Source organism: Desulfolithobacter sp., from assembly GCF_054025815.1.
The window spans coordinates 92,708-117,552 of the sequence record NZ_JBPMMS010000035.1 but is presented as its reverse complement, the minus strand read 5'-3'; the positions used below and the strand labels follow the sequence as shown (position 1 = coordinate 117,552).

Sequence of the window (24,845 nt, the reverse complement as noted above, 5' to 3'; positions counted from 1 at the left end):
AATACCGATAAGGACGGTTACAGGCATGGCACGACATAACAGACTCAAAAGATCGAGAAAAAACAGCGGTATTGGCCGCAAAATTCTCTTCCTCCTCATCATCATCCTGGCCGGCGGACTGACGGCCGGCGGACTGATCCTCTTTGAAAATGAAAAGCCCACCATCACCATCGACTCCGACACTCAATACCTGGGCACCAGGGCCTCCCTTCCCTGGCATGCCCGGGACGGGAAGAGCGGCATCTCGTCCATTGTCATTTCCATTGTCCAGAACGGAAAATCCGTCGTCCTTCTGGAGAAAAAATTTCCGCGCCAGGCCTGGTTCTCCCAGGCCGGACCCGCCAGCGAAAGCGGCACCTTTTCCTTTGACGCCCGCAAGGCCGGAATCAAGGATGGCAAGGCGGAACTGGTCCTCCAGGTCCGTGATTTTTCCCTGAACAAGACGTTTCAAGGCAACACCACCGAACAGCGCCTGGAGGTGATTGTCGATACCCGCGCCCCCAGGGTCACCATGGCCCATGCCCAGCGCTACATCCGCCCTGGTGGTTCAGGGATCGTGGTCTACGACCTCTCGGAAGAAACCGTACGCCACGGAGTTCTCATCGATGACAACTTTTTTCAAGGCTATCCATTGCCCATCAGGGATAACCGATATATTGCCTACATAGCCCTGCCCTGGAACGCCGAACCACCCCGGAAAACCGAGGTGATCGCCGAAGACAGGGCCGGAAACCGTGGCAAGGCTGTCTTTTCCATGATCTACAAGAAGGTCCGGGAGAAGAAAGACCGGATCAATGTCAGCGACGGTTTCCTCAAGCGAAAGATCCCCGAGTTCGAGGCCCATTACCCGGAGATGAGCGGTTCCGATCTGGAAAAATATCTCTTTGCCAACAATGAGATCCGCCAGCGTAATGCCAGTGCCATCAGGGAGATATGCGCCAACCCGGTGCCTGATCAGATGTGGAAAGACCGCTTCTTGCGCATGCCCGGGGCCGGCCGGGCCGGATTCGCCGACCAGCGAACCTATTATTACAAAAATAAAGCCATTGACCACCAGGTACACCTGGGAATGGACATCGCTTCCACGGCCAGAGTTCCGATCAAGGCTGCCAACAACGGCAAGGTTGTCTTCACTGATTATCTGGGTATCTATGGAAACACCGTGATTATCGACCATGGCCAGGGTCTTTACAGCCTCTATTCCCATTTAAGCCGTATCGATACCGAAACCGGAACACTGGTCAAGAAAGGCGACCTGATAGGTCATTCCGGGGCCACCGGCATGGCCGGAGGAGACCACCTCCATTTCTCCATGCTGGTTCACGGCATCTTCGTCACCCCTGTGGAATGGTGGGATCAACACTGGATCGATGTCAACATCAATGCCGTGCTCAGTGACAGCCAGCTCTAAATCCCTGCCGCCCGCCATTGCCTCCGGGATGACAACGGGCTGCAATCAAAGCAGCCTTACGGTCATCCCGGGATGACCCGGAGTTCATCGACCTGCCATGCCGCGTCTCCGCCTGCCGCTTCTGCTCTACAGCTACATCGCCACCGAACTTCTGGCGCCGTTTTTCGCCAGCGCAGCCATCCTCTACTGTGTTTTTTTTCTGGTCCGGCTCATGCCCATCCTGGAAGAGGTTCTGGCCCTGCGTATCGGCATTGGCGACTTCATCCGCCTTTTCACCTATCTTTCTCCGCACATGCTGCTTTATGTCCTGCCTATGGCCAGCATGACCGGAGTCATTATAGGCTTTACAAGGATGACCACCGAACGGGAGATCCTGGCCCTCAAGGCCTGCGGTGTCAGTATCTATCAACTGGCTCTGCCGGTGATCCTGGTGGCAGCGGCCATCACCGGAATCACCCTCCTCTTTTCCGTCCATCTCGTTCCGGCGGGCAAGGTGGCCATGCGCCAGCTCATGTTCCAGCTGGCCAGGGAAAAGATCGACCGGGGGATCGAGGCCGGCACATTCACTGAAGCCCTGGGCAACCTGGTTATCTATGTGGACCGGGTAGACCGCGACAGGCAGTGGCACGGGGTGTATGTCTCGGATATGCGGGGCCGGAAGCAGCCCATGATCACCATGGCCAGGGGCGGACACATGGAGGCCGATGTGGAACGAATGCTGGTAACCGTGGTCCTGGAAGACGGGACCCTGCATCATGCTGACGGTCCTGACAGCCAGGTGATCCGCTTCCAGCGCTACCTGCTGCAGATCCCGGTCAAGACTCCCGGCGGTTTCAAAAGTGTCAAGCAGGGCAAGGGCTCCATGACTCTGCCACAGCTCAGGGATGCGTCAAAACAGGCCGGCCCGGAGACCAGGCAAGGTATCCGCTACCTGATGGAGCTGCATAAACGGCTCACCCTGCCAGTGGGCTGCTTCATTCTCAGCCTGCTTGGTGTACCCCTTGGGCTGCAGGCTGCACCTGGCAAGAGGGCCATCGGCATTCCCCTTGGATTGTTCTTTTTTATATTCTACTACATTTTGTTCACCACCGGCTCCAACCTGGTGGAAAATCGCAAGCTGCCCCTGGTGTTCGGGATGTGGATGGCCAATGGTGTGCTGGCCCTGATCACAATCTATCTTTTTTTTCGGACTGAACAGGAAAAAAGCCTGGTTCCGGAACCGGTACAGAATCTGTTTTTCACCCTCTGGCGGCGATTCATGGACCCGGCCAAACGTAAGCTCGTCCAACTGTTTGCCCGCCATATCCGGGGACGACGGCCCACTCCCCGGGGAAGAGCAGCGCAGGACACACATCTGCTCATCCATGCCGATCCCCAGCGCCGCATCTTTCACCTGCCCCGCTGTGCATTCTATCATGACCGACGCTGCACCATTCACTTCAAGGATATCCAGGTGGCGCAAAGAGCCGGTTTTGCCCCCTGTCCCTTCTGCCAAAGCCTCCAGGCAAAAGAGCAAAAAGATATGTGACTGCCATCTGATTTGAGAGATTTTCAGTGGTCGTCAGGAAAAAATCATCCATAACCCACAAAGGGAAACTCAAGGAGAAAATTTCAATCCTCCCCAACAGAGACAACAAGAACGAGGCCGGGACGGGGCTGGAATCAGCTCCCTTTTTTTCGGTCCTTCAGGGCCTGGTCGATTCCCTTCTGGAGCGCGGCCCGGTGTACATGGCCGGCGTAATGGACGGGGCTCTTGCCACTTACAGGATCAAAACGGGACGGGTTGGCCACGCAGAGGTACTGAATTTCCCGCGGCAGGAGATTCAGGGCCTCGTCGACCTCGACACCGACCACTTGAGAAAGCACGTCCCAGGTAGCACCGCAGGGCGCCCCGCGCAGTACCTCAAGGCTTATAATGCGGTTTTCTGCAAGCGTTACCCGGTATTCTGGCAGCCCGAACTGGTCTCCATAGAGTCCCAGATTTTTATGGCGGCCAAGGCCACAGCATGTAAACGGGGTCAGGGCACCCTCGCTTTTGCGGCCCGAGGCAATGACCGGTATTCCTTTCCGGAGACAAACCGAAACCAGGTAATGGGATAGATCGGGATGGGTCAAATAATCGAGCACCAGATCAGCGCTGAAATCATCCTTGATGTAGACCTCCGGTTCATCGATGAAATCAGGCAACGCCTCATCGATGCGGATAATCCGTCTGATCTCGATTCCCCGGCCAAAGCGTCCTATGCCATCGATTTTTTCCCGCCCGGAACCATTCTGTTCAAAGACAACTATCTGCATACAAATTGCCCACCAGCAAAAAAAGATATATAGTTTGAGTGACCCTCTGCCACTTTATCCGTTGCAGACGGGATTGTCGAACAAGGAATCCTACCTTCCCGGGCAACGCCATACTGTTGCCCGACAGCCGAGCAGAAAACATAAAGTCATGAAACTCGCCACTGCTTCACAGATGCAGGCCCTGGACCGCAGGGCCATAGAAGAGTTCGGGATCCCGGGAATCGTCCTGATGGAAAACGCCGGACGGGGAACCCTGGAGTTCATCTGCAATGAACTCGGGCCGGTTGCCGGCCGGACTGTCGTCCTCTTCATTGGTCCGGGCAATAACGGCGGAGACGCTCTGGTCATCGGTCGCCACGTCCACAACCAGGGTGGCCATCCGCTGCTTTTTTTCCTGGTCGACCCGGACAGTCTCCGCGGTGATGCCCGGATCAATGCCCGGATTGTTCAGGCACTGGGCCTGGACTGTGAGGTGGTGGACGACGATACCGATCCAGCCCGCATCCGGGAAACAATCCACCATCATCATGGTCGCAACCCGGTCCTTGTCCTGGTCGACGGCCTGTTCGGCACCGGGCTTGCCCGGGAAATACAGGGCCGTTTTGCCAGGGTTATCGAGCTGCTAAACGATCTCTCCCGCCATGCGGGATGGCCCGTTGTGGCGGTGGACATCCCTTCCGGCCTGAACGCCGACACCGGCCAGATTCTGGGCACTGTGGTGCGCGCCGACCTGACCGCCACCTACGGCGTAGCCAAACCAGCCCATTTTCTCAATGGAGCCGAAAACGTGGGCCGTCTCCAGGTGATCGACATCACCATACCGTCCCGGGCAGTGGTTGAAGCAGGGCTCGAAGGAGAAACAGTGGGTCCGGGGATCGGCCGCCTGCTGCGACACAGGTCCCCGGTGACCCACAAGGGTAGCTGCGGTCACCTGCTCATCATTGCCGGCTCTATCGGCAAGACCGGGGCAGCCATTCTCAGCGCTTTGGGAGGACTCCACTCCGGCACAGGACTGGTCAGCCTGGCGGTACCCCACGGACTGAACCCAATCTTCGAAACCGCCCTGCCGGAAGCCATGACCATATCTCTCCCGGGCAGCGAAACAGCCCCCGGATATGAGGACTATGACCTGATCCTGGAAGCCACCAGAGGCAAGAGAGCCCTGGTTATCGGCCCGGGAATAGGTACCGATTCCCGGACCAGGGAACTTGTCTTCCACCTGTACCGGGACGTGACCCTGCCCATGGTACTCGATGCCGATGCCTTGAATATCCTTGCGCTTGAGCCACATCTCATCGACAATCCGCCGGCTCCGCGGATACTAACCCCGCATCCCGGCGAAATGGCGCGTCTGACCGGACTCTCCACCAGAGCCATCCAGGCCGACCGGGTGAAGGCGGCAACCTTTTTTTCCGGACGGGCAGGTGGCCAGGGCGAAATCATCACCGTGCTTAAAGGTGCCGGCACCATGATCGCTCATTCCCGCGGTTCCTGGGCCGTCAACACCAGCGGAAATCCCGGCATGGCCACCGGTGGCATGGGAGATGTGCTATCCGGCCTGATTGGAGGTCTCCTGGCTCAGAGATACGACCCCTGGGACGCGGCCCGTCTGGGAGTTTATCTCCACGGCCTGGCCGCTGACCTGCTGCAGGACCGCAAAAAGATCGGTTTCACAGCTTCGGAGGTTGCAGCCATGATACCGGAAGCCATGACAGACCTTATGACGCACAACAGCCACTGACAGCACCATTTTTTAAAGAAAAGACGACAACAAATGACAGGAGACCAACATGCTGCAGGCAAAAGACATCATGACCCGCAAGGTCATCACGGTGAACGAGGATCTCCCGGTAAAAGACCTTGCCCGGACCCTGTCGGAAAACAGGGTCAGCGGCGCCCCGGTCCTGGACAAGCAGGGCAAGGTAGTCGGTGTGGTCACGGAAAGTGACCTGATCGACCAGAACAAAAAGGTCCATATTCCGACGGTGCTGGCCATCCTTGACAGCTTCATCTTCCTGGAAAGCCCGGAAAAAATGGAAAAGGATCTTCGCAAGATGGCCGGTACGCGAGTAGGTGATATTTTCACCCGGGAGCTGATCGCCGTGACTCCGGACACCCCACTGGATGAAATAGCCACCCTGATGTCGGAAAAAGGGGTGCATACCCTGCCGGTCATGGAGGGAGAAAACCTTGTGGGCGTCATCGGCAAATCCGACATCATCCGGTCCATCTACTCCTGAGCCCGAAGCAGATCCGGCACCCTATCCGCCGGTGGCAGGCAGCTCGGAACAACCTTCGGCGTAAAACTCGAAGCGGTTTCGACCCTTTTCCTTGGCCCGGTACATGGCGATATCGGCATGACGGATCATGGTCTCCGCGTCCTCACTGTCCAGGGGATAGATGGATATACCGATACTGGCACCGATGTAGCACACGTGCTTGCCCGCTTCGATGGGTTTACTGAGCAGATCAATGGCCTTCCGGGCTACCTTCCTGGCTCCTTCCGCCGAGCTGGAACTCTCCAGCAGGATGACGAACTCGTCCCCGCCCAGCCGACAGACCGAGTCCGAGGAACGAAGCATGCTGGTCAGCCGGCGGGCCACCTCCTTGAGGACCAGATCCCCTACCGCATGGCCGTAGGTGTCGTTCACCGGCTTGAAGCGATCCAGGTCGATGAACAGCAGACAAAGCATATGGCCGTAGCGCTTGGCCAGGGAAATGGCCTGAGGCAACCTCCGGTGAAAATAGTTGCGGTTGCGCAGGCTGGTGAGAGAGTCGTGATTGGCCATGTAACGGATAATCTCGGCAGCGGCGTGGCGTTCGGTGATATCCTGGAAGACGATGACCCCGCCCTTGATCCGACCTTCGCTCATTATCGGCGTCGCCCGATAGTCGGCCAGGAAGCTGCTGCCGTCGTGGCGGAGCATGCGGATTTCGTCGTGATGGATGGATGCGGGCTGGATGTTTTCCGGGACTAGAAAAGGACAGGCATTGACGTTGAAATCGGTGGTGCCCGGCATGGAAAGCTTGAAAACGATGTCGCATCGCCGGCCGACGACCTCGTCACGCTCGTAGCCGAGCATGGCCAGAGCGGCCGGGTTGATGAAACTGATGCGCCGATCCTCATCGACCCCGCAGATACCGTTGGCCGCCGCGTCCAGGATCATCTCGTAGCTGCGGGTAAGCTGTTCCAGCTCATGACGGGCCAGGCTGGCCCCGAGGATGTAACGGATCCGGTTCTTCAGGACCGACCACTGGATCGGCTTACGGATATAATCCACGGCCCCGGCCTCAAAGGATCGATCGACGCTCTCTTCGTTTTCCAGGGCGGTCACCATCAAGACAGGTGGCGGACTTTCCAGGGAGGCCCGGATATTCTCGCAGATGGTATAACCATCGTAGTCGGGCATGGCAATGTCCAGGATAATCAGATCAAAGCTGGCCGAGGAAGCCATATCCATGGCTTCACTGCCGGTAGCCGCTCCCTGGACTTCATACCCCTCACCTTCCAGAAACTGGATCAACAGCATTCGGATGACTTCGTCATCGTCGGCGACCAGAATACGGGAAATGCCTCCTGAAAACAAAGCTGCTGTCACGGTCTTCTCCTCCCTGTAAGAGCAAGAGCCCATCTACCTTGCCGTCGTCTTATTCTGCAGGATAACTTACCTGTTTTCAAGAAACTCAATAAGTTTTTCCCGAACCATTTCAGCCTCACGACCGATCTGGCCGATCAGCGGCCATATATTGCCCAGGTTTCCATCCTGTCCCATCTGCTCCGCCTGCAGACACAACCGGGTCAGTTGCCGGGCCCCGAACTGGCTGCAACTGCCCTTCAGGGTATGGGCAGCCCGTTGCAGTCCTTCCCGGTCCCCGGCCCGGATCGCCTCCTCCATCTGCTGAATACGATTCTCAAGGTCTGCAACAAACACATTAACAACTCTGTCTATCTTGCCGACATTACGGATAAGCCTGTCAATCACCACCTGATCGACAACCTCGGTTTTACCGGCAGAATCCCGCTGAAACGATTCTTTTTCATCGGCTCCCTCTTCCAGAGCTACCTGGATGACTCCAGGAGACAGCCAGGTGTCGAGAACCTGCTGCAGGTCCCGGCGCGAAAAGGGCTTGGCCAGATAACCCTCCATCCCACACCGCTGGCATCGCCTCCTGGTCTCCTCGGTGATATCGGCGGTCAGGGCAATGATAACCGGACAGCGGACTCCTCTGGATTCGGCATTGGCCCGGATCTGGACCGCGGTCTGAAAACCGTCCATATCCGGCATCTGGCAATCCATGAAGATGAGATCAAACTTCTCTTTCAGGCAACGGTCCACGGCCTCCATTCCGCTGCTGACCACCGTCGGCACGACCCCACTGCGCTTGAAGATTTCCTCGACAACGATCCGGTTGGTGCTATCGTCGTCAACGATGAGAATCCGGGGGGACCGGAAGCCGGTCGGCACAGGTTGAGTCGGTCGTTCAGGCCCGGACCGGGGAGCGGAGACCGATCCGTCGGCCTTTTTTTCCCTCCGCAGCGACGCGTCGCTGCGAACCAGAGGCAGGGTAAAGAGAAAGGTGGTTTCCCGTTCCGGAATGGAGTCCACCCCGATCTCACCCCCCATGAGCGAAACCAGGTCATGGCTGATAGCAAGTCCCAGGCCGGTACCGCCGTGGTGCCGGGTGGCCGAGGCGTCGACCTGGCTGAACGGTTCGAAGATGGTATCGATCTTGTCCCCCGGAATGCCGGGCCCGGTATCGCTTACTGAAAAAAGGACGGTGTCATGACGGTCACGACGGGAGGTGAGCTGGACCTGAAGAGAAATAGTCCCCTGGGCGGTAAACTTGACCGCGTTGCCGATCAGGTTCGTCAGCACCTGACGGATCCGTTGGGGATCTCCCACATACATCCTGGCCAGAGCTTGATCCACCTCGGTATTCATCCTGATCCCCTTTCGATCCGCAGTGGGGGTGTAAAGTTGGCTCACCTCCCTGACCAGCCGACGCAAATCAAAGGAGCGGGATTCAATGACCATTTTCCGGGCCTCGATCTTGCTGAAATCGAGCAGGGAATTGATCAGGGTCATGAGGCTCTGGGCCGATGTCAGGATGAGACGGGCGAAATGACGCTGTTTGTCGTCCAGACCGGTGCCGAGCAGCAACTCGGTCAGGCCTATCACCCCGTTCATGGGAGTCCGGATCTCGTGACTGATCATGGCCAGGAAGTCGGATTTCGCCTTGCTGACCGCATCCGACCGGTTCACCTTTTCCCGCAGGATCCTGTTGTCCTGCTTGAGACGGGCAACTTCCCGGCTGAGTTCTTCAATCCTGAGTTGGGTATCTGGCTTCCGGGTCATATCAGAAAAGCGGCAGTTGACGTGGGGACTTTTTCCTCCGCCTGGGCCGGAGTGTGGCATGGGTTGTTTCCTCCAAGAGGTCCGGACCGATTTCGTCGATAAAACGGGACCGGGTGCACAGGAGTCGCTGTCCGTGCACCATGCGCGTCCGGCAGTGGGAAAGAAAGAGCAGCCTGCTGCTCCGTGTCATGCCCACATAAAAAAGTCGACGCTCCTCTTCCAGGTGGGCGACCTCATCCCCGCCATCAGTGCTTTCCACGCAGTCCTGCCCGGCTGGCTGCCTCCGGCACAGTGGTAGAAGCTCCTCCTCCAGCCCCACCAGGAAAACCACCGGAAATTCCAGGCCTTTGGCAGCGTGAATGGTCATCAGGGAGACGGCTTCGGCTCCTGGATCATACACCTGGGAGGTGCTGTAGTCCTGCAAGTGACGGGCAAATCCGTCCAGGTCCTGGCCAAAGGTCGCCGCCAGCTGAAAAAAACGCACCATATCATCTTCTTCCCGGTCAAGCCTGTACCGGTCGATGAGTTCGGAAAGGAGCGGTTCCAGGTCTCCTTGATTCCACAGGTCCTGCATCCGGCGGACCTGGGACAAAAAGGAGCTTAATCGCCTGTCCGCTCCAGGTTCAACACCGGAGGCGAGGAAGTTGACAAGATCCCTGACAGGAATCGGTCCGCTGCACGGCAATGCCCCCTCAAGGCTGGCAAGGGTCTGCCTGCCGACCCCGTCTTCCCGGCGCAGAAGATCGAAGAGATGACCGCTGTCCGCCCGCCCGGCAGCCAGGATAATCCAGAGGTAGAGTATCCGCAGATCGCCCTTGCAGTAGTAAGGTTCAATATCGACCACCTGGACCGGAATGGAAGCCTCAGCGCAGGCCTTGGCCAGAGCCTCGGCCTGCCTTCCGGTGCGATAGAGGACAGCTATGTCGCCAAGACCTGCCTCGAGCCCGCTTAGCTCATTGTCGACAAACAGCTGGTTATGCTGTAGACCGTCGATGACCCGGTGGCTTGTCCCGCCAAGGAGATCCTGGATCCGGTCAACGACAAAACGAGCCTCTGTCGACTCGTTATCGGCCTGGTGGAGGTATATCCGGGCCTCTGCTTTCCGGTGACAGACCACAGGTTGTCCGGTTGAACTCCTCCGGTTGTTGGCAATGACCCGGGCGGCCGCCCTGACTATGATCTCGCCGGAGCGGTAATTCTGAAAGAGATGGTACTGCTCCGGAGTCAACTCGTCGATAAAACGAAAAAACCAGCAGGGATCGGCACCGCGGAAGCCGTAGATGGCCTGGTCGGGATCACCGATCACAAAAACCGGGCATCCACCGGCAAGCTCACGGACCAAGAGATACTGGGTTTCGTTGCAGTCCTGGAACTCGTCAACAAAGAGATGGCCGGTATGACGCACGACCTGGTCCCGGATGTCGGTGTTTCCCAGGAGTTCAAGCATAGCCGGCACCACCCCATCGATGTCCACCAGGCGGTTCTCTCTCAGGTATTCCGTGTAAGAAGCAAACCACGCCGGTCGGGGGCTTGAGCGATGCCCGAGAAGAACCCCGATCCTGGTTGCCCGCCGGCATAAGAGGCTGGTCGAAAGATCCGGAAACAAGCGGCGAAGAACCAGGCGCCGCAGTTCCGGTCCGGCGACCTGAAGCTGCGGCCGAAACCGCCTGAGCCAGTGGAGACAGAAGCCATGGAAGGTAGCGACCCGAGCACCGTCCCCTCTACCGATCGCGACCCGGATCCGGTCCCGCACCTCGTCGGCCGCCTTGTTGGTAAAGGTGATGACAGTGTGGACCGAATCGGGTTCGGACCGGAGCCGTTGGATAACCCGCTGGACCAGGGTATAGGTCTTTCCGGTACCCGGTCCGGCAGTAACTATGATACGGCGGGCGGTACTGTTGATGGCTGCATCCTGCTCTCTGTTGGCAATCTGCTGCGTTTGATCCCGGTCATTTCTGACAGGATCTTTTTCGGAAAAGGCTGGTGGGTTTAATTCTTTTTTTTTACGTTTCCGGACCGGTGACACCCCGAAGAGCTGCAACTGCCCGGCCAGCCGATCCCGCTCCTGTGGGGAGAAAACCCTGATCACCCCGAACTGGCCGTCAAATCCTGGCTGGCGGATCACATCCCCTTTTCGAACCCGGTCGATGGCCTCGGCCAGCATCGGCGAACCGTGGTCGGCAATATCCTTGATCGGCAACTGCAGCAGAATTTCAAATTCCGAGCCGAACCGGTTGATCAGCCCGGCATAGGCAGTCATGACCCTCTTGGTCGCCGGACCGGTACCCAGCAGCTCGCTGAGAATTTCCGGTAAGGGAATCAGGCTGTGAACTGCCGGTGAGCCTGGCGGATAGACAGCTTCAGGCCGATCTGCCAGCTCCATGACCCGGTAGAGAACGCCAATGGTGAGCGGCCGGCCGCAGACCGGGCAGGTTCCTCCATGCTCTACAGACTGAGCCGGCTCCAGGCAGACCCCGCATTTCCGGTGGCCGTCGCAGTGATATTTTCCTTCTTCTGGATAGAACTCGATGGTGGCCGCAAAGACCTGTTTACCGGATTCGTCCTGCGGCCTGCGGATGGCAGCCATCATCTCCGGATAGCTGAACCCGGTATCAAAGAGGTTGGCTTCACGGCCGAGCTTTTGAGGGGAGTGACAATCGGAATTGGAAATCAGGGTGTAACGGTCAAGGCCTGAGATCCGGCGATTCATGTCCGGATCCGAAGAGAGTCCAGTTTCCAGAGCAAAGACGTGCGGCGTCAAGTCTCCGAAACACTCTTTAATATCATCAAAACCGGATCTGGAGCCAAAGAGGGAAAACCAGGGAGTCCAGATATGGGCCGGAACCAGGACTCCGTCGGGCACTGTCTCCAGGACAATTTCCAGCAGATCGCGGGAATCCAGCCCGAGAATGGGGCGGCCGTCGGCTTCCAGGTTGCCGATACCGGCCAGCCGATTGTTCAGCCGTTTGACCGAGGCGAAATCCGGAGCAAAGATCACGTTATGAACCTTGCGCACCCGGCCGTCCCGTTTATAGATCAGGCTGATCTCGGCGCTGAGGACAAAACGGACCCGGGAGGTGTCGGGAAGCTGCATTCCTCCTGGCAAAATCCCGCCTGGGTCGACCGATCGTACATCCTGGCGCAGACGGTACAGTCCCGGCTCTGCCTCTTCCAGATGTTCCTGAAGGTGGGCGAACCAGGCCGGATGGGTAAAATCACCGGTTCCGATAACCTGGATCCCCTTGACAGCGGCCCAGGCTGCAAGACCGGGAATGTGGCTGGCCTTGCTCGTGGCCCGCGAATACATGGAATGAATATGCAGATCGGCAATATAACGCATCGGTCCTTCCGGATCGGGTTACAAAATCAAGCCAGCGAACCGGATACCGGCCTGCCACCTGGTCAGTGCCCCACAGTGAATCGCTTGTCAAGCTCCGGTTTTTGTTTTTCTACCCTGGAACCGGTAGAGCCCGTGTTTTTCGATATACTCCAGGACCACCGGTGCGACCATGGCCGGCCGTTGTCCGGCCGCCAGCTCCCGACGGATTCCGGTGGAAGAGACCGGTACCTGAACCGACTCGATGTACGTGATGGTCATCTTTCTTCCCGAAACCGTGGAACACCAGGTAGTTGAGAAGCCCTGACGGACATATCCACCGGGCAGTCTGCCAATGGCGTGCTGCACAGCGGCAAAAGAGATACCGACCCGGGCGGCCACCAGCAGGTGACACCTGTGCAGAATCTCTCTGTAACGGTACCAGAGATGAAGCTCGACCAGGGAATCGGCCCCGATGACCAGATGAAAAACAGCAGGCCCCAGTCGTCCCTCCAGGCCTTTGAGAGTATCTATGGTGTAGGACGGGGTCTTGAGTTCGGCCTCGATCCGGGAGACAGCGACCTCGGCCTGTCCAGGCTCGGGCCATCCTGTGCATTTCTTTTCGTCCAGGACCAGCTCCAGCATGGCGACCCGATGGTCAAAGGGGGCCACGGGAACGCATTTATGCGGCGGAAGATAAGCCGGGACAAACAAGAACAGATCCAGCCTGGTGCAGGCCAGTACCGCCTCGGCAATCCGGACATGACCCTCATGCACAGGATCAAAAGTGCCTCCGAATACCCCGATGTGCTGTTTGTTTTTCACCTTTTAACAAGCCGGAAATCGGTCGAGACCGGAACGAAAACATGGGCTGAACACAACCGCGACACACCTCCCGACCCGACGGCCTTACGAGCGAATCTCTCCTTCCCCGTAGACGATAAATTTTTGGGTGGTCAGCTCCTTGAGCCCCATGGGGCCATAGGCGTGCAGCTTGGTGGTGGAGATGCCTATCTCGGCCCCGAGACCGAACTGGCCGCCGTCGTTGAACCTGGTCGAGGCATTGATCATCACTGCCGAGGCGTCCACCTCGCGCAGGAACCGCTGGCCATTGAAGTAGGAACGGGTAACAATGGTTTCAGTGTGCTGGGATCCGTACTGCTGAATGTAGGCCATGGCCTCGTCCATATCGTCCACCACCCGAACCGCCATGATCAGGTCGAGGAATTCTGTACCCCAGTCCGACTCGCCGGCAGGAACCATATCCGGAACAATGATACAGCTGCGCTTGCAGCCCCGCAGCTCCACCCCGGCCTTCCGCAGCTCCGCCGCCACCGCCGGTAGGAAGGTTTCGGCAATGTCCCGATGGACCAACAACCCTTCCAGGGCGTTACAAACTCCGGGCCGCTGGGTCTTGCCATTCATGACAATGCGGACCCCCATGTCGATATCTGCTTCCGCATCCATGTACACATGGCAAACCCCCTTGTAATGCTTGAGCACCGGGATGCGCGATGTCTCTGAGACAAAACGGATAAGCCCCTCCCCGCCCCGGGGGATGATCACGTCCAGGTATTCCTCCTGGGCCAGCATCACGTTGACCGCCTGGCGGTCGGTGGTGGGAATGACCTGAATCACCGCCGGATCGACCCCCTCCTCCCGGAGAACATCCTGGACAATGGAGGCCAGGGCAAGGTTGGAATGGAGGGCCTCGGAGCCGCCGCGCAGCAGGATGGCGTTACCCGACTTCAGGCAGAGCGCTGCCGCGTCTATGGTCACATTGGGCCGTGACTCGTAGATCATACCAACAACCCCCAGAGGCACCCGCATTCGGCCTACCATGATCCCGGAGGGCCGGCGCTTCATGTCGTCGACCTCGCCCACAGGATCGGGAAGGGCTGCCACCTCGCGAAGGCCCAGAACCATGGAATCGATGACCTTGTCGGTCAGCGCCAGCCGGTCCAGCATGGCCGGGGACAGCCCCTTCTCCCGGCCGGCGGCCAGGTCGAGCTCGTTTTTACGACCAATATACTCCCGCTCTTCCTGCAGCCGGTCGGCTGTACGCAGCAGAACCCGATCCTTAACCGAACCCGGCAAAGTGGCCAGCTGCCGCGCCGCCACCCTGGCTGCCCGGGCCATTTCAACCACTGTTTCTTCTATGCGACCCTGGTCCATACAGTCTTCCTCCTTCACTTCTTCAGGAAACATCGCCTGGGGCGATATTGTCACTTCTGTCGAGCAATACCAGGTTATCACGATGGATAATTACATCACTGTCCTTGTATCCGAGAATACCGGTAATATCGCTGGACCGGTGTCCCATGATCTTCCTGGTATCATCAGCACTGTAATTGATCAAACCGGCAGCCACAAGCCTTTCCCGCCGGTCGAGGCAGTGGACCGGTGCCCCTACACCGAAATCACCCCGAACATCGAGGATGCCGGAAGGCAACAGGCTCTTGCCCTGGTCCCGGACAGCCCGGCAGGCGCCGTCATCCAGAATCAGAAAGCCCTTGGGCCTGAGCACATGTCCGATCCAGTGCTTGCGGCTGGTTATCTTGTCCCGGGCCGGGAGGAAAAATGTGCCCACCATGTCGCCGCTGAAAAGCTGGCGAAGAATATCCCGGTTCCTCCCTGGGCCGATAAAGGAAGAGCCGCCGCAGGCCGAAACCATCCGCGCGGCCCGGATTTTGGTCTGCATACCGCCGGTCCCGAGCCGGCTGGTGGTATGACCGGCCATGCGCTCCACCTCCGGCGTGATCTCGGCCACGGTGTAGACCGGTTCGGCCCCGGGATCAGTGACAGGATTGGCTGTGTACAGCCCGTCCACGTCGGTGAGCATGATATACATATCGGCCCCGATCATATTGGTAATCAGCGCCCCCAGGGTGTCGTTGTCACCAAAACGCAGTTCCTTGACCGACACTGTGTCGTTTTCGTTGATGATGGGGACAACCCCGAACTCAAACAGGGTGTAGATGGTGTTGCGGACATTGAGGTACCGGTCCCTGTGGGCCAGATCCTCGTGGGTGAGAAGTACCTGAGCAACCAGTTGGTCATGGAAATCAAATGCCTGCTCGTAAGCCTGCATCAACAATCCCTGCCCCATGGCGGCCAGGGCCTGTTTGACCCGCAGCTCCTCGCCGGGCTGCCGCCTGGTCATTCCAAGCCGCTGACGGCCCGCGGCCACGGCACCGGAAGAAACCAGAATCACCTCTCTGCCGGTGGAACAGAGAAAGGAAATCTCCCGGGCCAGGTTGTCGATCACCTCCAGGTTCAGACCGTCTGCATAGGTCAACACCGCGCTGCCAACCTTGATCACTACCCGCCGGGCCTGATCAAACAGGGTCTGACGGTAAAAAAGCCCGTCCTCTCGGTTCACCTGGAAAGTCACAGATACTCTCCACGCTCCATGAGCTCGGCCAGCAGTTCCTTGAGCTCTTCGACACCCTCCCCGGTCCTGGCGGAAATGGCATGTACATGCCTGCCGGTCTGACCAAGCAGTTCCAACAGTTTTGCCCGTCGCTCAGGACCGATCAGGTCGATCTTGTTGAGTATCACGACATGCTGTCGGTTCAGCAGCTCGTCCCTGTATTGCCTGAGCTCGTTTTCCAGTACCCGGTAATCGGCCAACGCCTGTTCATTCTCACTGGAGCCATCGATCACATGCAGGAGGATCGATGTCCGCTCCACGTGGCGCAGGAATCTGTGACCAAGGCCAACTCCCTGGTGGGCGCCCTCGATGAGGCCGGGGATATCAGCAATGATGCAGGGATCTCTGTACATGAACTGGAGCACTCCAAGCTGAGGCTCAAGCGTGGTAAACGGGTAGGAAGCGATCTTGGGATTAGCTGCCGAAAGCCGGGACAGCAGGGTCGACTTGCCGGCGTTGGGCAGGCCGATGAGCCCAACGTCCGCGAGCAGCTTGAGCTCTATCTTGAGCCACCGTTCCTCGCCCGGCTGGCCAGGGGTTGCCTTTCTCGGTGCCCGGTTGGTCGAGGTGGCGAAACGGCTGTTACCAAACCCGCCCTTGCCTCCCCGGGCGGCAAGAAAAACCTGATCCGGCTCCACCAGGTCGGCGAGGATCTCGTCTGTCTCGGCATCCCGAATCACAGATCCCAGCGGCACCGGAACATAACAGTCCCGGCCACCCTTGCCGTGCTTGTCCTTGCCCATACCGTTGGCACCGCGCTCGGCCTTGAAATGAGAGCGGTAACGGAAGTCCATCAGGGATATCTTGCGCGCATCCGCAACAAGATACACGTTGCCTCCCCGGCCGCCATCACCGCCGTTGGGCCCACCCCTGGGCACATATTTTTCGCGCCGGAATGACACGCAACCATTGCCGCCGTCTCCGGCCTTGACGAAAAATTTTGCTTCATCCGCAAATGCCATAGATCATCCACACATTATACCTGCAGCTATACCCCGTCCAGCAACGGATCACTTCGCTCCAGGTTTTCTTTTTTTTTCTTTTTTTCTTTTTATTCAGCTTACCCTGCAAAAAGGTTGTACCTCCCAAGCTCCGTCATAACCGGCATCAAGCCTGACATCGCTCCGTCCGGCCTGCAGAAAATTGCCACTGCGTAACATTGCCCTATTTCTGCTACCGCTTTCTGAGATTTGACTCTATCCTGGCTGAGTTGCAACAGTGATCAAATACAAAAAAGACTCGATACCAAATTGGCCTGGTATCGAGTCTTTGAGACTTCTTGCCCATCCGACACCCGGGAAGGAGGACAATATGTTTATCGCCGGAAAAAACCGTTATCCGTTTTCAGGCGGCGGGATACACGGAAACCCTTTTACGGCCCTTCCCGAAGGATTCAAACTTGACCACACCATCAATCTTGGCAAACAGGGTGTAATCCTTGCCGCAACCGACATTTTCACCCGGATGAATCCTGGTCCCCAACTGCCGGACCAGAATATTCCCTGCTTTGACTTCCTGGCCGCCGAATCGCTTCACTCCGCGGCGCTGCCCTATACTGTCGCGACCGTTACGGGAACTGCCGCCTGCCTTTTTATGTGCCATGGTTGTATCTCCCTGTAAATCCGGCTATGCAGAAATTTCCTCGATGGTCAGAGCCGTATATTGCTGACGATGACCACGCTTGACCTTATAGCCTTTCCGGCGTTTCTTCTTCATCACAAGCACTTTCTTGGCCTTGCCATGCTCGGCGATCCGGGCCTTGACCACGGCACCGTCGACCACAGGCTGACCGATCTTGACATCGTCCCCGTCGGCCACCAGCAGAACATCGGAAAGCTCGATTTCATCACCCACATTGCCCTGCAGTTTTTCCACACGCAGTGTATCGCCGGCGGCAACCTGGTACTGCTTGCCTCCGGTACGGATTATAGCATACATGCGACTCCTCCATATAATCAAAGCTAAAAACAATCTGAAAGCTCAGCGAAATAATATATTAAACTCTACAGACCAGGATCCTGTCAAGTATAAATGACGTTTACCAGGGATCGACACATTTTTTCCTTCTTCTGGGCCGAAAAAAACATCCGAGAGTACCACAAAGTCCAGGTTTTTTCTTGAACAGGCTGCTTGTTTCAGATAGTCTGCAAAAAAACAGAACTCATTAATCCAACTTATCCGAAAACAACACCAGACAGAGGAAAAAACCCATGCAAAAATATGAATGTCCCTGTGGCTACGTTTATGATCCCGAGGAAGGTGATTATGAAAACGGGGTCGATCCCGGAACCCCGTTCGAGGAGATTCCAGACGACTGGGTCTGCCCAAAATGTGGAGCTGAGAAAGAGCACTTTTATCCGGTTGATTGACCGTGACACGGCTTGCCGGTCCCTGAGAGCTTTCCTGCACCGGCAAGCCGACTTCTTCCCGGCGACATTCCTTGATATCGCCACAACGTCCCGCGGCTGCACGTCAGCAACCTCCATCCACTCACCCACACGTTGACACCCGCCCCACACCACCTGTAGAGCCCTGTTTCCAACTGCAGTAAAAAAAATTTCCCTCTCCGATTCCGGTTGTACATTACGTTTTTTTTTTATACTATTTCCTGAGAAACTGTAGAAAAAATCTATTTATCTTCCATAATTCCAGGAGCTGCATCATGCTTTCAACGCAAAGACAACGGACCGGGTTCCTAACCTTGATTCTTGTTCTGATCCTGGGAGTCACGACCCTGCACGCCAGGGGCTTTGACAAACCTGAACAGCTGGTCCTGCAGAGCGAAGGGGTGTTCAGGAGCTTCATGAATGATCCCAACATGGAATGGCTGCGGAAAAACATCGATCGCGCCAAGGGGATCTTCATTATCCCGCAAATGCTGCGCGGTGGCTTTTTCATCGGCGGCTCAGGCGGCTCAGGCGTTGTCCTGGCCCGGGATCCTCAAACCGGGGAATGGAGCTATCCCGCTTTCTATACCGCAGCTTCGATCTCTTTCGGCCTGCAGATGGGGGCGGATGCATCGGAAATCATCCTGATGGTCATGACCAACTCCGGCATGAATGCGTTTCTATCCACTGAATTCAAGCTGGGCGGCGACATTTCCATCGCCGCCGGCCCTGTGGGTGCCTCGGCCAAAGTTCAGACCGTGGACATCCTCGCCTTCGGCCGTTCAAAGGGTGCCTTTGGCGGGCTCAGCGTCGAAGGAGCGATCATCGCTCCCCGGCATGAATGGAACGAGATGTATTACGGTAGACCTGTTCTGCCGGCAGACATTTTGATCAGACATTCGGTCAGAAACCCGCAGGCGGACAACCTGGTGGCGGCCATGCCGGGAATCGGGGTCCTGCTGCCGGACAGAAAAAAGGACAAGACCCCAGGAAAACCTCTGGGTCATTGATCACCCCTAGGAGGGGACACACTTCTGCACCGCGACATGCGAAAACGCCCCCCGATGCCGACATGTATCCGGGTGTTTTCTGCCAAACCCCATAAACAACATACGTAAAAAGGAGAATGCGTGAAGGCAAGAGATATAATGGTCACCATACGTGACTATCTGGATCCGGACACGACACTCCGGGAAGCTGTACTCCGGATGCGCAGCAGCAAGCGGCACCATGGGCTGGCGGTCAAGGGCATGCTGGTCCGGGACAGGCAGAACAACAAAGTGGTCGGCATGCTGTCGATCAAGGACATCATGCGGGCTGTGATTCCTCCCTACCTGACTGTGGATCTCAGTGTCTTTTCCTGGGATAACATGCTTGAGGACATGACAAGAAGGGCCAGGGAGAAAACCGTGGCAGATGTCATGACAAAAGAAGTTATTTCTGTTGCGGATGACGCCCCGCTCATGGTCTGTGTTGATATAATGATCAGAAAAGGATTGCAACGTCTGCCGGTCAAAAACAAGGACGGAGAGATCGTCGGAATGGTCTACATTCGCGACGTCTACAACCTGATTGCTGATATCCTGGTCAAGGAGGAGAAATGATGGACCACAGTGAAGCGGTGCAGGCCGCGCAGACTCTTGCCCTGGACACTTCTTTCTGGCTCGCCTGTGGCATTTTTTTTATCGCCCTGACCATCATTATTTCCGAAAAAATCCACAAAACCATCGTCGCCATTTTCGGGGCCTCGCTGGTCCTTGTCCTGAAGCTGCTCGAGCAGCACGAGGCGTTTCACCTGGAAAAATTCGGGGTGGACTGGAACGTCATCTTCCTCCTGATAGGCATGATGACCATCATCAACCTGATACGACCCACTGGATTTTTCGAGTACATCGCCATCAAGAGCGCCAAAGCCGGCAAGGGTGATCCATTGCGGATCATGATCATCTTTGCCGTCATCACCGCCGTACTCTCGGCCCTGCTCGACAACGTAACCACTGTCCTCCTGCTGGCCCCTGTAACCCTGCTCATCGCCGACGCCCTGGAGGTGGACCCCATTCCCTACCTGCTCGTCGAGGCCCTGTCCTCCAACATCGGCGGCACCGCCACCCTGATCGGTGATCCGCCCAATATCATGATCGCTTCCAAGGCCAAACTCAGCTTCCTTGACTTCGTCATCCACCTGACCCCGGTGGTCATTATCATGATGCTTGTCTTCCTTGTGCTGATAAAGCTGGTCTTTGGCAAACGGCTCGAGACCCGTGATGAACTCAAAGAGAGGATCATGATGATGAGCGAGAAGGAAGCTATCAAGGACCCGGTCATGCTGACCAAGTCTCTGATCGTGCTGGGCATTGTCCTGGTCGGGTTCGTCCTCCACGGGGTCTTTCATTACGAACCTGCCACCATCGCCCTGTTCGGAGCAGGACTGCTGCTTCTGCTCTCCGGCACCCGTGAACCGCACCATGTCCTGGCCGAGGTGGAGTGGCCGGTGATCTTCTTTTTCATCGGCTTGTTCATCATGGTCGGCGCCATGGTCAAAGTCGGCGCCATCAGCCTGATGTCCCAGAAGATGCTGGCCCTGACCCAGGGCAACCTGTTCGCCACCTCCATGGTGCTCATGTGGTTTTCGGCCATTGCCTCGGCCGTGGTGGACAACATTCCCTACGTGGCCACCATGAACCCGCTCGTTATCGATATGGCCGGGGAAATATGGCCCGAGCTTTCGGGCAAAGCCCTGCTTCAGCATCCCGACCTCATGCCCGTCTGGTGGTCCCTGGCTCTGGGTGCCTGCCTGGGCGGCAACGGCTCGCCCATCGGCGCCTCGGCCAACGTGATTGTGGTCGGCATGGCCGAGAAGGCCGGGCACCGGATCACTTTCATGAAATTCGTCTCCTACGGTGTGCCGATCATGGTTCTGACCGTGTTTATCTCCATGATCTATGTCTGGCTCAGATACTACGTTCTGGCCTGATCCCTCCGGTACCTGAACCTGCAGATGGTCCAGGTACCCGTATCTTTGCCAACCGGACACCTGCTCCATGGAGCCGCCCACTTTTCACAGCAAACAGTCCCCTGAAGGCGAAACAGTGCTGGTTTTCCAGGGCCACTGGAAAACCAGCCAGGACCTTCCCCAGCCGGAAACCGCCACTGCGGACCTCCAGGCTGCCGGAAAGGTGCGTTTCGACTGTCGCGGGCTCAGCGGCTGGGACTCGGCCCTGCCGGTTTTTATTTTCACTCTGCTCAAGCCGGCTGCCAATACCGTCACCATGGATTTCTCCGGCCTGCCCGACGGGGTCCAGACCCTGCTCAGGCTGGCCTTCGCGGTCGAGCGTGCCGAACCTGCCCGGGAACATCAAGTCCGCTTTCCCCTTCTGCACAGAACCGGTCTCAAGGCCATCAGCCTGTACCGGGAAGGTGGAGAGCTGGCCGCCTTCACCGGTGAGCTGGTGACCGCCATGTACCATATTCTCCGCGGTCGGGGCCAATTCCGACGCCAGGAGTTGTGGTTCTTCATCCAGGAATGCGGGGCCAATTCCCTGCCCATTGTTTCGCTGATCGCATTGCTGGTCGGGGTCATCCTCGGCTTTGTCGGTGCCATCCAGCTAAAGCTCTTCGGAGCCCAGATCTACGTGGCTGACCTGGTGGGCATCTCCATGCTTCTGGAAATGGGAGCCATGATGACCGGCGTGATCATGGCCGGCCGGATCGGCGCCGCTTACGCGGCCCAGCTCGGAACCATGCAGGTCAACGAGGAGATCGACGCCCTGCAGACCCTGGGCCTCTCCCCAGTCGCCTACCTGGTCCTGCCAAGGATGATAGCCCTTATCCTGATGATGCCGCTACTCTGTCTCTATGCCAACCTGCTCGGCATTATCGGCGGGGCCGGTATCGGCATCGGCATGCTGGATATCTCACCTGTCAGCTACCTGCAACAGACACAGAACGCGCTCCAGCTCGACCATCTGGTCGAGGGTTTGATCAAGTCCACTGTCTATGGTTTCCTGGTCTCTTTTGCCGGCTGCCTGCGCGGCATGCAGTGCGGCCGCAGCGCCTCGGCGGTCGGCGATGCCACTACCTCGGCGGTGGTGACCTCCATCGTCCTTATTGTGGTTTCCGATGCGATCATGAATATTGTTATCCATTTTATCAAGACGGTGTTCTGATGACCGGCGACCCGCAAGAGAAAAAAAAGCGCAATAAGGACCAATGCCCGCTGCGGGTCGAGAGCCTGACCATGGCCTATGGCAGTTTCATTCTGATGCGCAATATCAGCTTTGAGGTGCGTAAAGGGGACATTTTTGTCATCATGGGAGGATCGGGGTGCGGCAAGTCGACCCTGCTGCGCCATCTTATCGGCCTCAAACGGCCGGCGTCCGGCAGGATCTGGTACCGGGAGACGAATTTCTGGGAAGTGGACGAAGCACAGCGGGCCCGGATACTGCAGCGGGCCGGCATCCTCTACCAGTCCAGCGCCCTGTGGAGTTCCATGACCCTGGAGGAGAACGTGGCCTTGCCCCTTCAGCTTTATACGAACCTGTCTGAAAAGGCCATCGCCGACCAGGTGGCCTTCAAGCTGGCCCTGGTAGGGCTGGCAGGATTCGAGTCCTTTTACCCCTCCCAGCTTTCCGGCGGGATGCGCAAACGGGCGGCTCTGGCCCGGGCCATTGCCCTGGATCCTGAATTTCTTTTTTTTGACGAGCCCTCGGCCGGCCTGGACCCGGTCAGCGCCCGGCGGCTCGATGAACTGATTATTGAACTCAGGGATTCCCTGGGAGCGACCGTTGTCATGGTCACCCACGAGCTGGCATCCATCTACTCCATCGCCACCAATTCCGTATTTCTGGATGCCGAATCACGCACCATGCTCGCCACCGGCAACCCCAGAGATCTTCTCCGGGAAAGCGACCAGCAACCAGTGATCGATTTCCTGACCAGAGGCACCGGAAACAGAGAGGTACGGCTGATATGAGCAAAAAGGCAAGCCCGACCCTGATCGGAACCTTTGTCATCGGGGCCCTGTTCCTGCTTGTCGCCGGGATCTTCATCATCGGCAACATCAAGCTCCGCGAACAGACCAACCGTTTCGTTCTCTTTTTCAACGGCTCTCTTAACGGCCTGGACACCGGAGCGCCGGTAACCTACAAAGGGGTTCCGGTGGGCCATGTGGCCGGGATCGAAATTCTCTACGACAAAAACACCGGCGAATACCTGACCCCGGTCTACGTCGAAATCACGGTCAGGGACTCAAGCGGCAAATCCTATTTCGAAGAGGCCGGTTTCAAGGATGCCGGTTCCTTTTTCCAGGCCCAGATAGAAAGAGGACTTCGGGCCAAGCTCAAGATGCAGAGCCTGGTCACCGGAAAGCTCTATATAGAGCTCTCCTATTTTCCGGGCACCGAAACCAGGCTGCGCAAGACAGAAGGTTCCTGCATGGAGATCCCCACGGTACCTTCGGAGCTGGAACGGCTGACCCAGGCCCTGGAAAATCTCCACCTGGAGGAGATCATCGGCAAAACCGTATCCATTCTCGACAACATCAACTCCATCCTGACATCCAGCGCTTTCCACGAAGGTATGGCTACTTTCAACACTACCCTGAAGGACCTTGACATCCTGCTGAAGGACCTGGACCGGGAACTGCCCCGGATCAGCAGCGGGTTAAACCTGGCCCTTGACCGGTTTGCCACCCTGGCAAAGAACACCGACACCCTGGTGCAAAGCACCACCAGAAACACAGATCTTCTCGGCAGGCAACTCCAGGAGAGCCTGAACAACGCAGACAAAACCATGGCCAGCCTGGAGACAACACTCAAAATCCTGCAGGAGGTCCTCTCCGAAGACTCACCCCTCTTTTTCACCCTGACCCGGACCGTGGACGAAATCTCACGTACGTCGTCCTCTGTGCGCCAGTTCATCGACTACCTGCAGCGTCACCCCAACGCTCTTATCGCCACCCCCAGAGAGGAAACAAGATGAAATCCCTTCGTTCTCTCCTTCTGCCCATACTTGGGCTCCTGCTCCTGCTCGGGCAGGGCGGTTGCATCACCCGGGCCGTTCCCGTCCACCAGTACACCCTGGTACCCCTGGCCCGGGAACCGCTGGCATCTGCCCGGGAGCTGTCCGGTCTTCTCCTGGTTGGTCCGGTACATATGCCGCCTTACATCAACGGACCCGGCATCGTAACCCGGACCGGAGACAGCGGCATCAACCGCTCCAGCCGTCATTTCTGGGCCGGACCTCCGGCTACCATGATCAGGGACACCCTGGTTGCCGATCTGTCCCGGCTTCTTGGTTCCAGCCTGGTGGCACCCTGGCCTGGCCCCCGGTTTGGCAATCCGGTTCTTCAGGTGGAGATCACTCTGCTCTCGTTTGCCGGACAACCCGGCGGGGCATTCACCTGTGAAGCCATATGGAGCCTGGGGAACATCAAAAAAAGGCATCTGCTCCAGTGCCGTACCTTCCAGGCTGTCCTGGCCATGGAAGACCCGAGCTACGACACCTATGTCCAGACAGGTTCCCAGGCCCTGCACAAACTGGCCCGGGAAATAGCCGTGGCTATCCTGGATGCAGGCTCCTCGACAGTCGACCGTTAAAAACCCTTCCGCCCCTGTCTCATACAGATCTTAACCGGATATCAACC

The 24,845-nt window shown here is 57.5% G+C and carries 22 protein-coding genes; 12 read left to right on the top strand and 10 right to left on the bottom strand.

What is annotated here, in order from left to right:
• The first annotated feature begins 25 nt into the window (after positions 1 to 25).
• Together ACXJJY_RS10440 and lptF are read left to right on the top strand one after the other, a co-directional pair.
• Positions 26 to 1,411, top strand: a complete 1,386-nt coding sequence (locus ACXJJY_RS10440; RefSeq protein ID WP_456387503.1) for a M23 family metallopeptidase — start codon at positions 26 to 28, stop codon at positions 1,409 to 1,411.
• Positions 1,412 to 1,508: 97 nt separating this feature from the next.
• Positions 1,509 to 2,939, top strand: coding sequence for an LPS export ABC transporter permease LptF (gene lptF / locus ACXJJY_RS10435; protein ID WP_456387501.1), 1,431 nt, complete (start codon positions 1,509 to 1,511; stop codon positions 2,937 to 2,939).
• A 134-nt stretch (positions 2,940 to 3,073) separates the two neighbouring features.
• Here the strand turns inward: lptF and dfsP are convergent, their stop codons facing one another.
• Positions 3,074 to 3,709 carry a DUF166 family (seleno)protein DfsP gene (gene dfsP / locus ACXJJY_RS10430; protein WP_456387499.1) on the bottom strand — a complete coding sequence of 212 codons (636 nt, stop codon included), beginning with the start codon at positions 3,707 to 3,709 and terminating at the stop codon, positions 3,074 to 3,076.
• Between the two features lie 148 nt (positions 3,710 to 3,857).
• Between dfsP and ACXJJY_RS10425 the strand changes: the two genes are divergently transcribed.
• Both ACXJJY_RS10425 and ACXJJY_RS10420 read left to right on the top strand, forming a co-directional pair.
• Positions 3,858 to 5,450 carry an NAD(P)H-hydrate dehydratase gene (locus ACXJJY_RS10425; RefSeq protein ID WP_456387497.1) on the top strand — a complete coding sequence of 531 codons (1,593 nt, stop codon included), beginning with the start codon at positions 3,858 to 3,860 and terminating at the stop codon, positions 5,448 to 5,450.
• 49 nt (positions 5,451 to 5,499) lie between these two features.
• Positions 5,500 to 5,949, top strand: a complete 450-nt coding sequence (locus ACXJJY_RS10420) for a CBS domain-containing protein (protein ID WP_456387496.1) — start codon at positions 5,500 to 5,502, stop codon at positions 5,947 to 5,949.
• 21 nt (positions 5,950 to 5,970) lie between these two features.
• Here ACXJJY_RS10420 and ACXJJY_RS10415 read toward each other — a convergent pair whose 3' ends face one another.
• From ACXJJY_RS10415 to rplU, 9 genes are all read right to left on the bottom strand, one after another.
• The gene (locus ACXJJY_RS10415) at positions 5,971 to 7,308 is read right to left on the bottom strand and encodes a two-component system response regulator (protein WP_456387495.1); all 1,338 of its coding nucleotides are present in this window, start codon (positions 7,306 to 7,308) and stop codon (positions 5,971 to 5,973) included.
• A 66-nt stretch (positions 7,309 to 7,374) separates the two neighbouring features.
• A complete protein-coding gene (locus ACXJJY_RS10410) occupies positions 7,375 to 9,066 on the bottom strand; it encodes an ATP-binding protein (protein WP_456387494.1) in 1,692 nt (563 codons plus the stop codon).
• Between the two features lies 1 nt (position 9,067).
• On the bottom strand, positions 9,068 to 12,406 hold the full coding sequence (locus ACXJJY_RS10405) for a UvrD-helicase domain-containing protein (RefSeq protein WP_456387493.1): 3,339 nt from the start codon (positions 12,404 to 12,406) through the stop codon (positions 9,068 to 9,070).
• Between the two features lie 87 nt (positions 12,407 to 12,493).
• Positions 12,494 to 13,207, bottom strand: a complete 714-nt coding sequence (gene nadD, locus ACXJJY_RS10400) for a nicotinate (nicotinamide) nucleotide adenylyltransferase (protein ID WP_456387492.1) — start codon at positions 13,205 to 13,207, stop codon at positions 12,494 to 12,496.
• A gap of 84 nt (positions 13,208 to 13,291) precedes the next feature.
• Entirely contained in the window at positions 13,292 to 14,557 is a 1,266-nt protein-coding gene (locus ACXJJY_RS10395; protein ID WP_456387491.1) for a glutamate-5-semialdehyde dehydrogenase, read from the bottom strand.
• 22 nt (positions 14,558 to 14,579) lie between these two features.
• Entirely contained in the window at positions 14,580 to 15,776 is a 1,197-nt protein-coding gene (proB, locus tag ACXJJY_RS10390) for a glutamate 5-kinase (RefSeq protein ID WP_456387490.1), read from the bottom strand.
• Positions 15,773 to 16,777, bottom strand: a complete 1,005-nt coding sequence (obgE, locus tag ACXJJY_RS10385; RefSeq protein ID WP_456387489.1) for a GTPase ObgE — start codon at positions 16,775 to 16,777, stop codon at positions 15,773 to 15,775. The genes proB and obgE overlap by 4 nt, the downstream gene beginning before the upstream one ends.
• A 382-nt stretch (positions 16,778 to 17,159) precedes the next feature.
• Complete coding sequence (gene rpmA, locus ACXJJY_RS10380) at positions 17,160 to 17,417, bottom strand: 50S ribosomal protein L27 (RefSeq protein WP_267928998.1); 258 nt, start codon at positions 17,415 to 17,417, stop codon at positions 17,160 to 17,162.
• Positions 17,418 to 17,441: 24 nt separating this feature from the next.
• A complete protein-coding gene (gene rplU, locus ACXJJY_RS10375) occupies positions 17,442 to 17,753 on the bottom strand; it encodes a 50S ribosomal protein L21 (protein ID WP_267928999.1) in 312 nt (103 codons plus the stop codon).
• Positions 17,754 to 18,025: 272 nt separating this feature from the next.
• Between rplU and ACXJJY_RS10370 the strand changes: the two genes are divergently transcribed.
• The 8 genes from ACXJJY_RS10370 to ACXJJY_RS10335 all read left to right on the top strand — a co-directional run bounded on the left by ACXJJY_RS10370 (position 18,026) and on the right by ACXJJY_RS10335 (position 24,798).
• Entirely contained in the window at positions 18,026 to 18,184 is a 159-nt protein-coding gene (locus ACXJJY_RS10370) for a rubredoxin (protein WP_456387488.1), read from the top strand.
• A gap of 293 nt (positions 18,185 to 18,477) precedes the next feature.
• The gene (locus ACXJJY_RS10365; RefSeq protein ID WP_456387487.1) at positions 18,478 to 19,212 is read left to right on the top strand and encodes a lipid-binding SYLF domain-containing protein; all 735 of its coding nucleotides are present in this window, start codon (positions 18,478 to 18,480) and stop codon (positions 19,210 to 19,212) included.
• Positions 19,213 to 19,332: 120 nt separating this feature from the next.
• Positions 19,333 to 19,806, top strand: coding sequence for a CBS domain-containing protein (locus tag ACXJJY_RS10360; RefSeq protein ID WP_456387486.1), 474 nt, complete (start codon positions 19,333 to 19,335; stop codon positions 19,804 to 19,806).
• The gene (locus ACXJJY_RS10355) at positions 19,806 to 21,176 is read left to right on the top strand and encodes an ArsB/NhaD family transporter (RefSeq protein ID WP_456387573.1); all 1,371 of its coding nucleotides are present in this window, start codon (positions 19,806 to 19,808) and stop codon (positions 21,174 to 21,176) included. The genes ACXJJY_RS10360 and ACXJJY_RS10355 overlap by 1 nt, the downstream gene beginning before the upstream one ends.
• Positions 21,177 to 21,243: 67 nt before the next feature.
• Entirely contained in the window at positions 21,244 to 22,368 is a 1,125-nt protein-coding gene (locus tag ACXJJY_RS10350; RefSeq protein WP_456387485.1) for an ABC transporter permease, read from the top strand.
• Entirely contained in the window at positions 22,368 to 23,174 is an 807-nt protein-coding gene (locus ACXJJY_RS10345) for an ABC transporter ATP-binding protein (protein ID WP_456387484.1), read from the top strand. The genes ACXJJY_RS10350 and ACXJJY_RS10345 overlap by 1 nt, the downstream gene beginning before the upstream one ends.
• Positions 23,171 to 24,181 carry an MlaD family protein gene (locus ACXJJY_RS10340; RefSeq protein WP_456387483.1) on the top strand — a complete coding sequence of 337 codons (1,011 nt, stop codon included), beginning with the start codon at positions 23,171 to 23,173 and terminating at the stop codon, positions 24,179 to 24,181. The genes ACXJJY_RS10345 and ACXJJY_RS10340 overlap by 4 nt, the downstream gene beginning before the upstream one ends.
• Positions 24,178 to 24,798, top strand: coding sequence for a PqiC family protein (locus ACXJJY_RS10335; protein WP_456387482.1), 621 nt, complete (start codon positions 24,178 to 24,180; stop codon positions 24,796 to 24,798). Before ACXJJY_RS10340 ends, ACXJJY_RS10335 begins: the two co-directional genes overlap by 4 nt.
• Positions 24,799 to 24,845 lie beyond the last annotated feature (47 nt).

Excerpts from the sequence above, each read along its gene's own strand:
- ACXJJY_RS10440 (WP_456387503.1), top strand. The coding sequence starts at position 26 with ATGGCACGACATAACAGACTCAAAAGATCGAGAAAAAACAGCGGTATT.
- lptF (WP_456387501.1), top strand. The coding sequence starts at position 1,509 with ATGCCGCGTCTCCGCCTGCCGCTTCTGCTCTACAGCTACATCGCCACC.
- dfsP (WP_456387499.1), bottom strand. The coding sequence starts at position 3,709 with ATGCAGATAGTTGTCTTTGAACAGAATGGTTCCGGGCGGGAAAAAATC.
- ACXJJY_RS10425 (WP_456387497.1), top strand. The coding sequence starts at position 3,858 with ATGAAACTCGCCACTGCTTCACAGATGCAGGCCCTGGACCGCAGGGCC.
- ACXJJY_RS10420 (WP_456387496.1), top strand. The coding sequence starts at position 5,500 with ATGCTGCAGGCAAAAGACATCATGACCCGCAAGGTCATCACGGTGAAC.
- ACXJJY_RS10410 (WP_456387494.1), bottom strand. The coding sequence starts at position 9,066 with ATGACCCGGAAGCCAGATACCCAACTCAGGATTGAAGAACTCAGCCGG.
- ACXJJY_RS10405 (WP_456387493.1), bottom strand. The coding sequence starts at position 12,406 with ATGCGTTATATTGCCGATCTGCATATTCATTCCATGTATTCGCGGGCC.
- ACXJJY_RS10395 (WP_456387491.1), bottom strand. The coding sequence starts at position 14,557 with ATGGACCAGGGTCGCATAGAAGAAACAGTGGTTGAAATGGCCCGGGCA.
- obgE (WP_456387489.1), bottom strand. The coding sequence starts at position 16,777 with ATGGCATTTGCGGATGAAGCAAAATTTTTCGTCAAGGCCGGAGACGGC.
- rpmA (WP_267928998.1), bottom strand. The coding sequence starts at position 17,417 with ATGGCACATAAAAAGGCAGGCGGCAGTTCCCGTAACGGTCGCGACAGT.
- rplU (WP_267928999.1), bottom strand. The coding sequence starts at position 17,753 with ATGTATGCTATAATCCGTACCGGAGGCAAGCAGTACCAGGTTGCCGCC.
- ACXJJY_RS10370 (WP_456387488.1), top strand. The coding sequence starts at position 18,026 with ATGCAAAAATATGAATGTCCCTGTGGCTACGTTTATGATCCCGAGGAA.
- ACXJJY_RS10365 (WP_456387487.1), top strand. The coding sequence starts at position 18,478 with ATGCTTTCAACGCAAAGACAACGGACCGGGTTCCTAACCTTGATTCTT.
- ACXJJY_RS10355 (WP_456387573.1), top strand. The coding sequence starts at position 19,806 with ATGGACCACAGTGAAGCGGTGCAGGCCGCGCAGACTCTTGCCCTGGAC.
- ACXJJY_RS10350 (WP_456387485.1), top strand. The coding sequence starts at position 21,244 with ATGGAGCCGCCCACTTTTCACAGCAAACAGTCCCCTGAAGGCGAAACA.
- ACXJJY_RS10345 (WP_456387484.1), top strand. The coding sequence starts at position 22,368 with ATGACCGGCGACCCGCAAGAGAAAAAAAAGCGCAATAAGGACCAATGC.
- ACXJJY_RS10340 (WP_456387483.1), top strand. The coding sequence starts at position 23,171 with ATGAGCAAAAAGGCAAGCCCGACCCTGATCGGAACCTTTGTCATCGGG.
- ACXJJY_RS10335 (WP_456387482.1), top strand. The coding sequence starts at position 24,178 with ATGAAATCCCTTCGTTCTCTCCTTCTGCCCATACTTGGGCTCCTGCTC.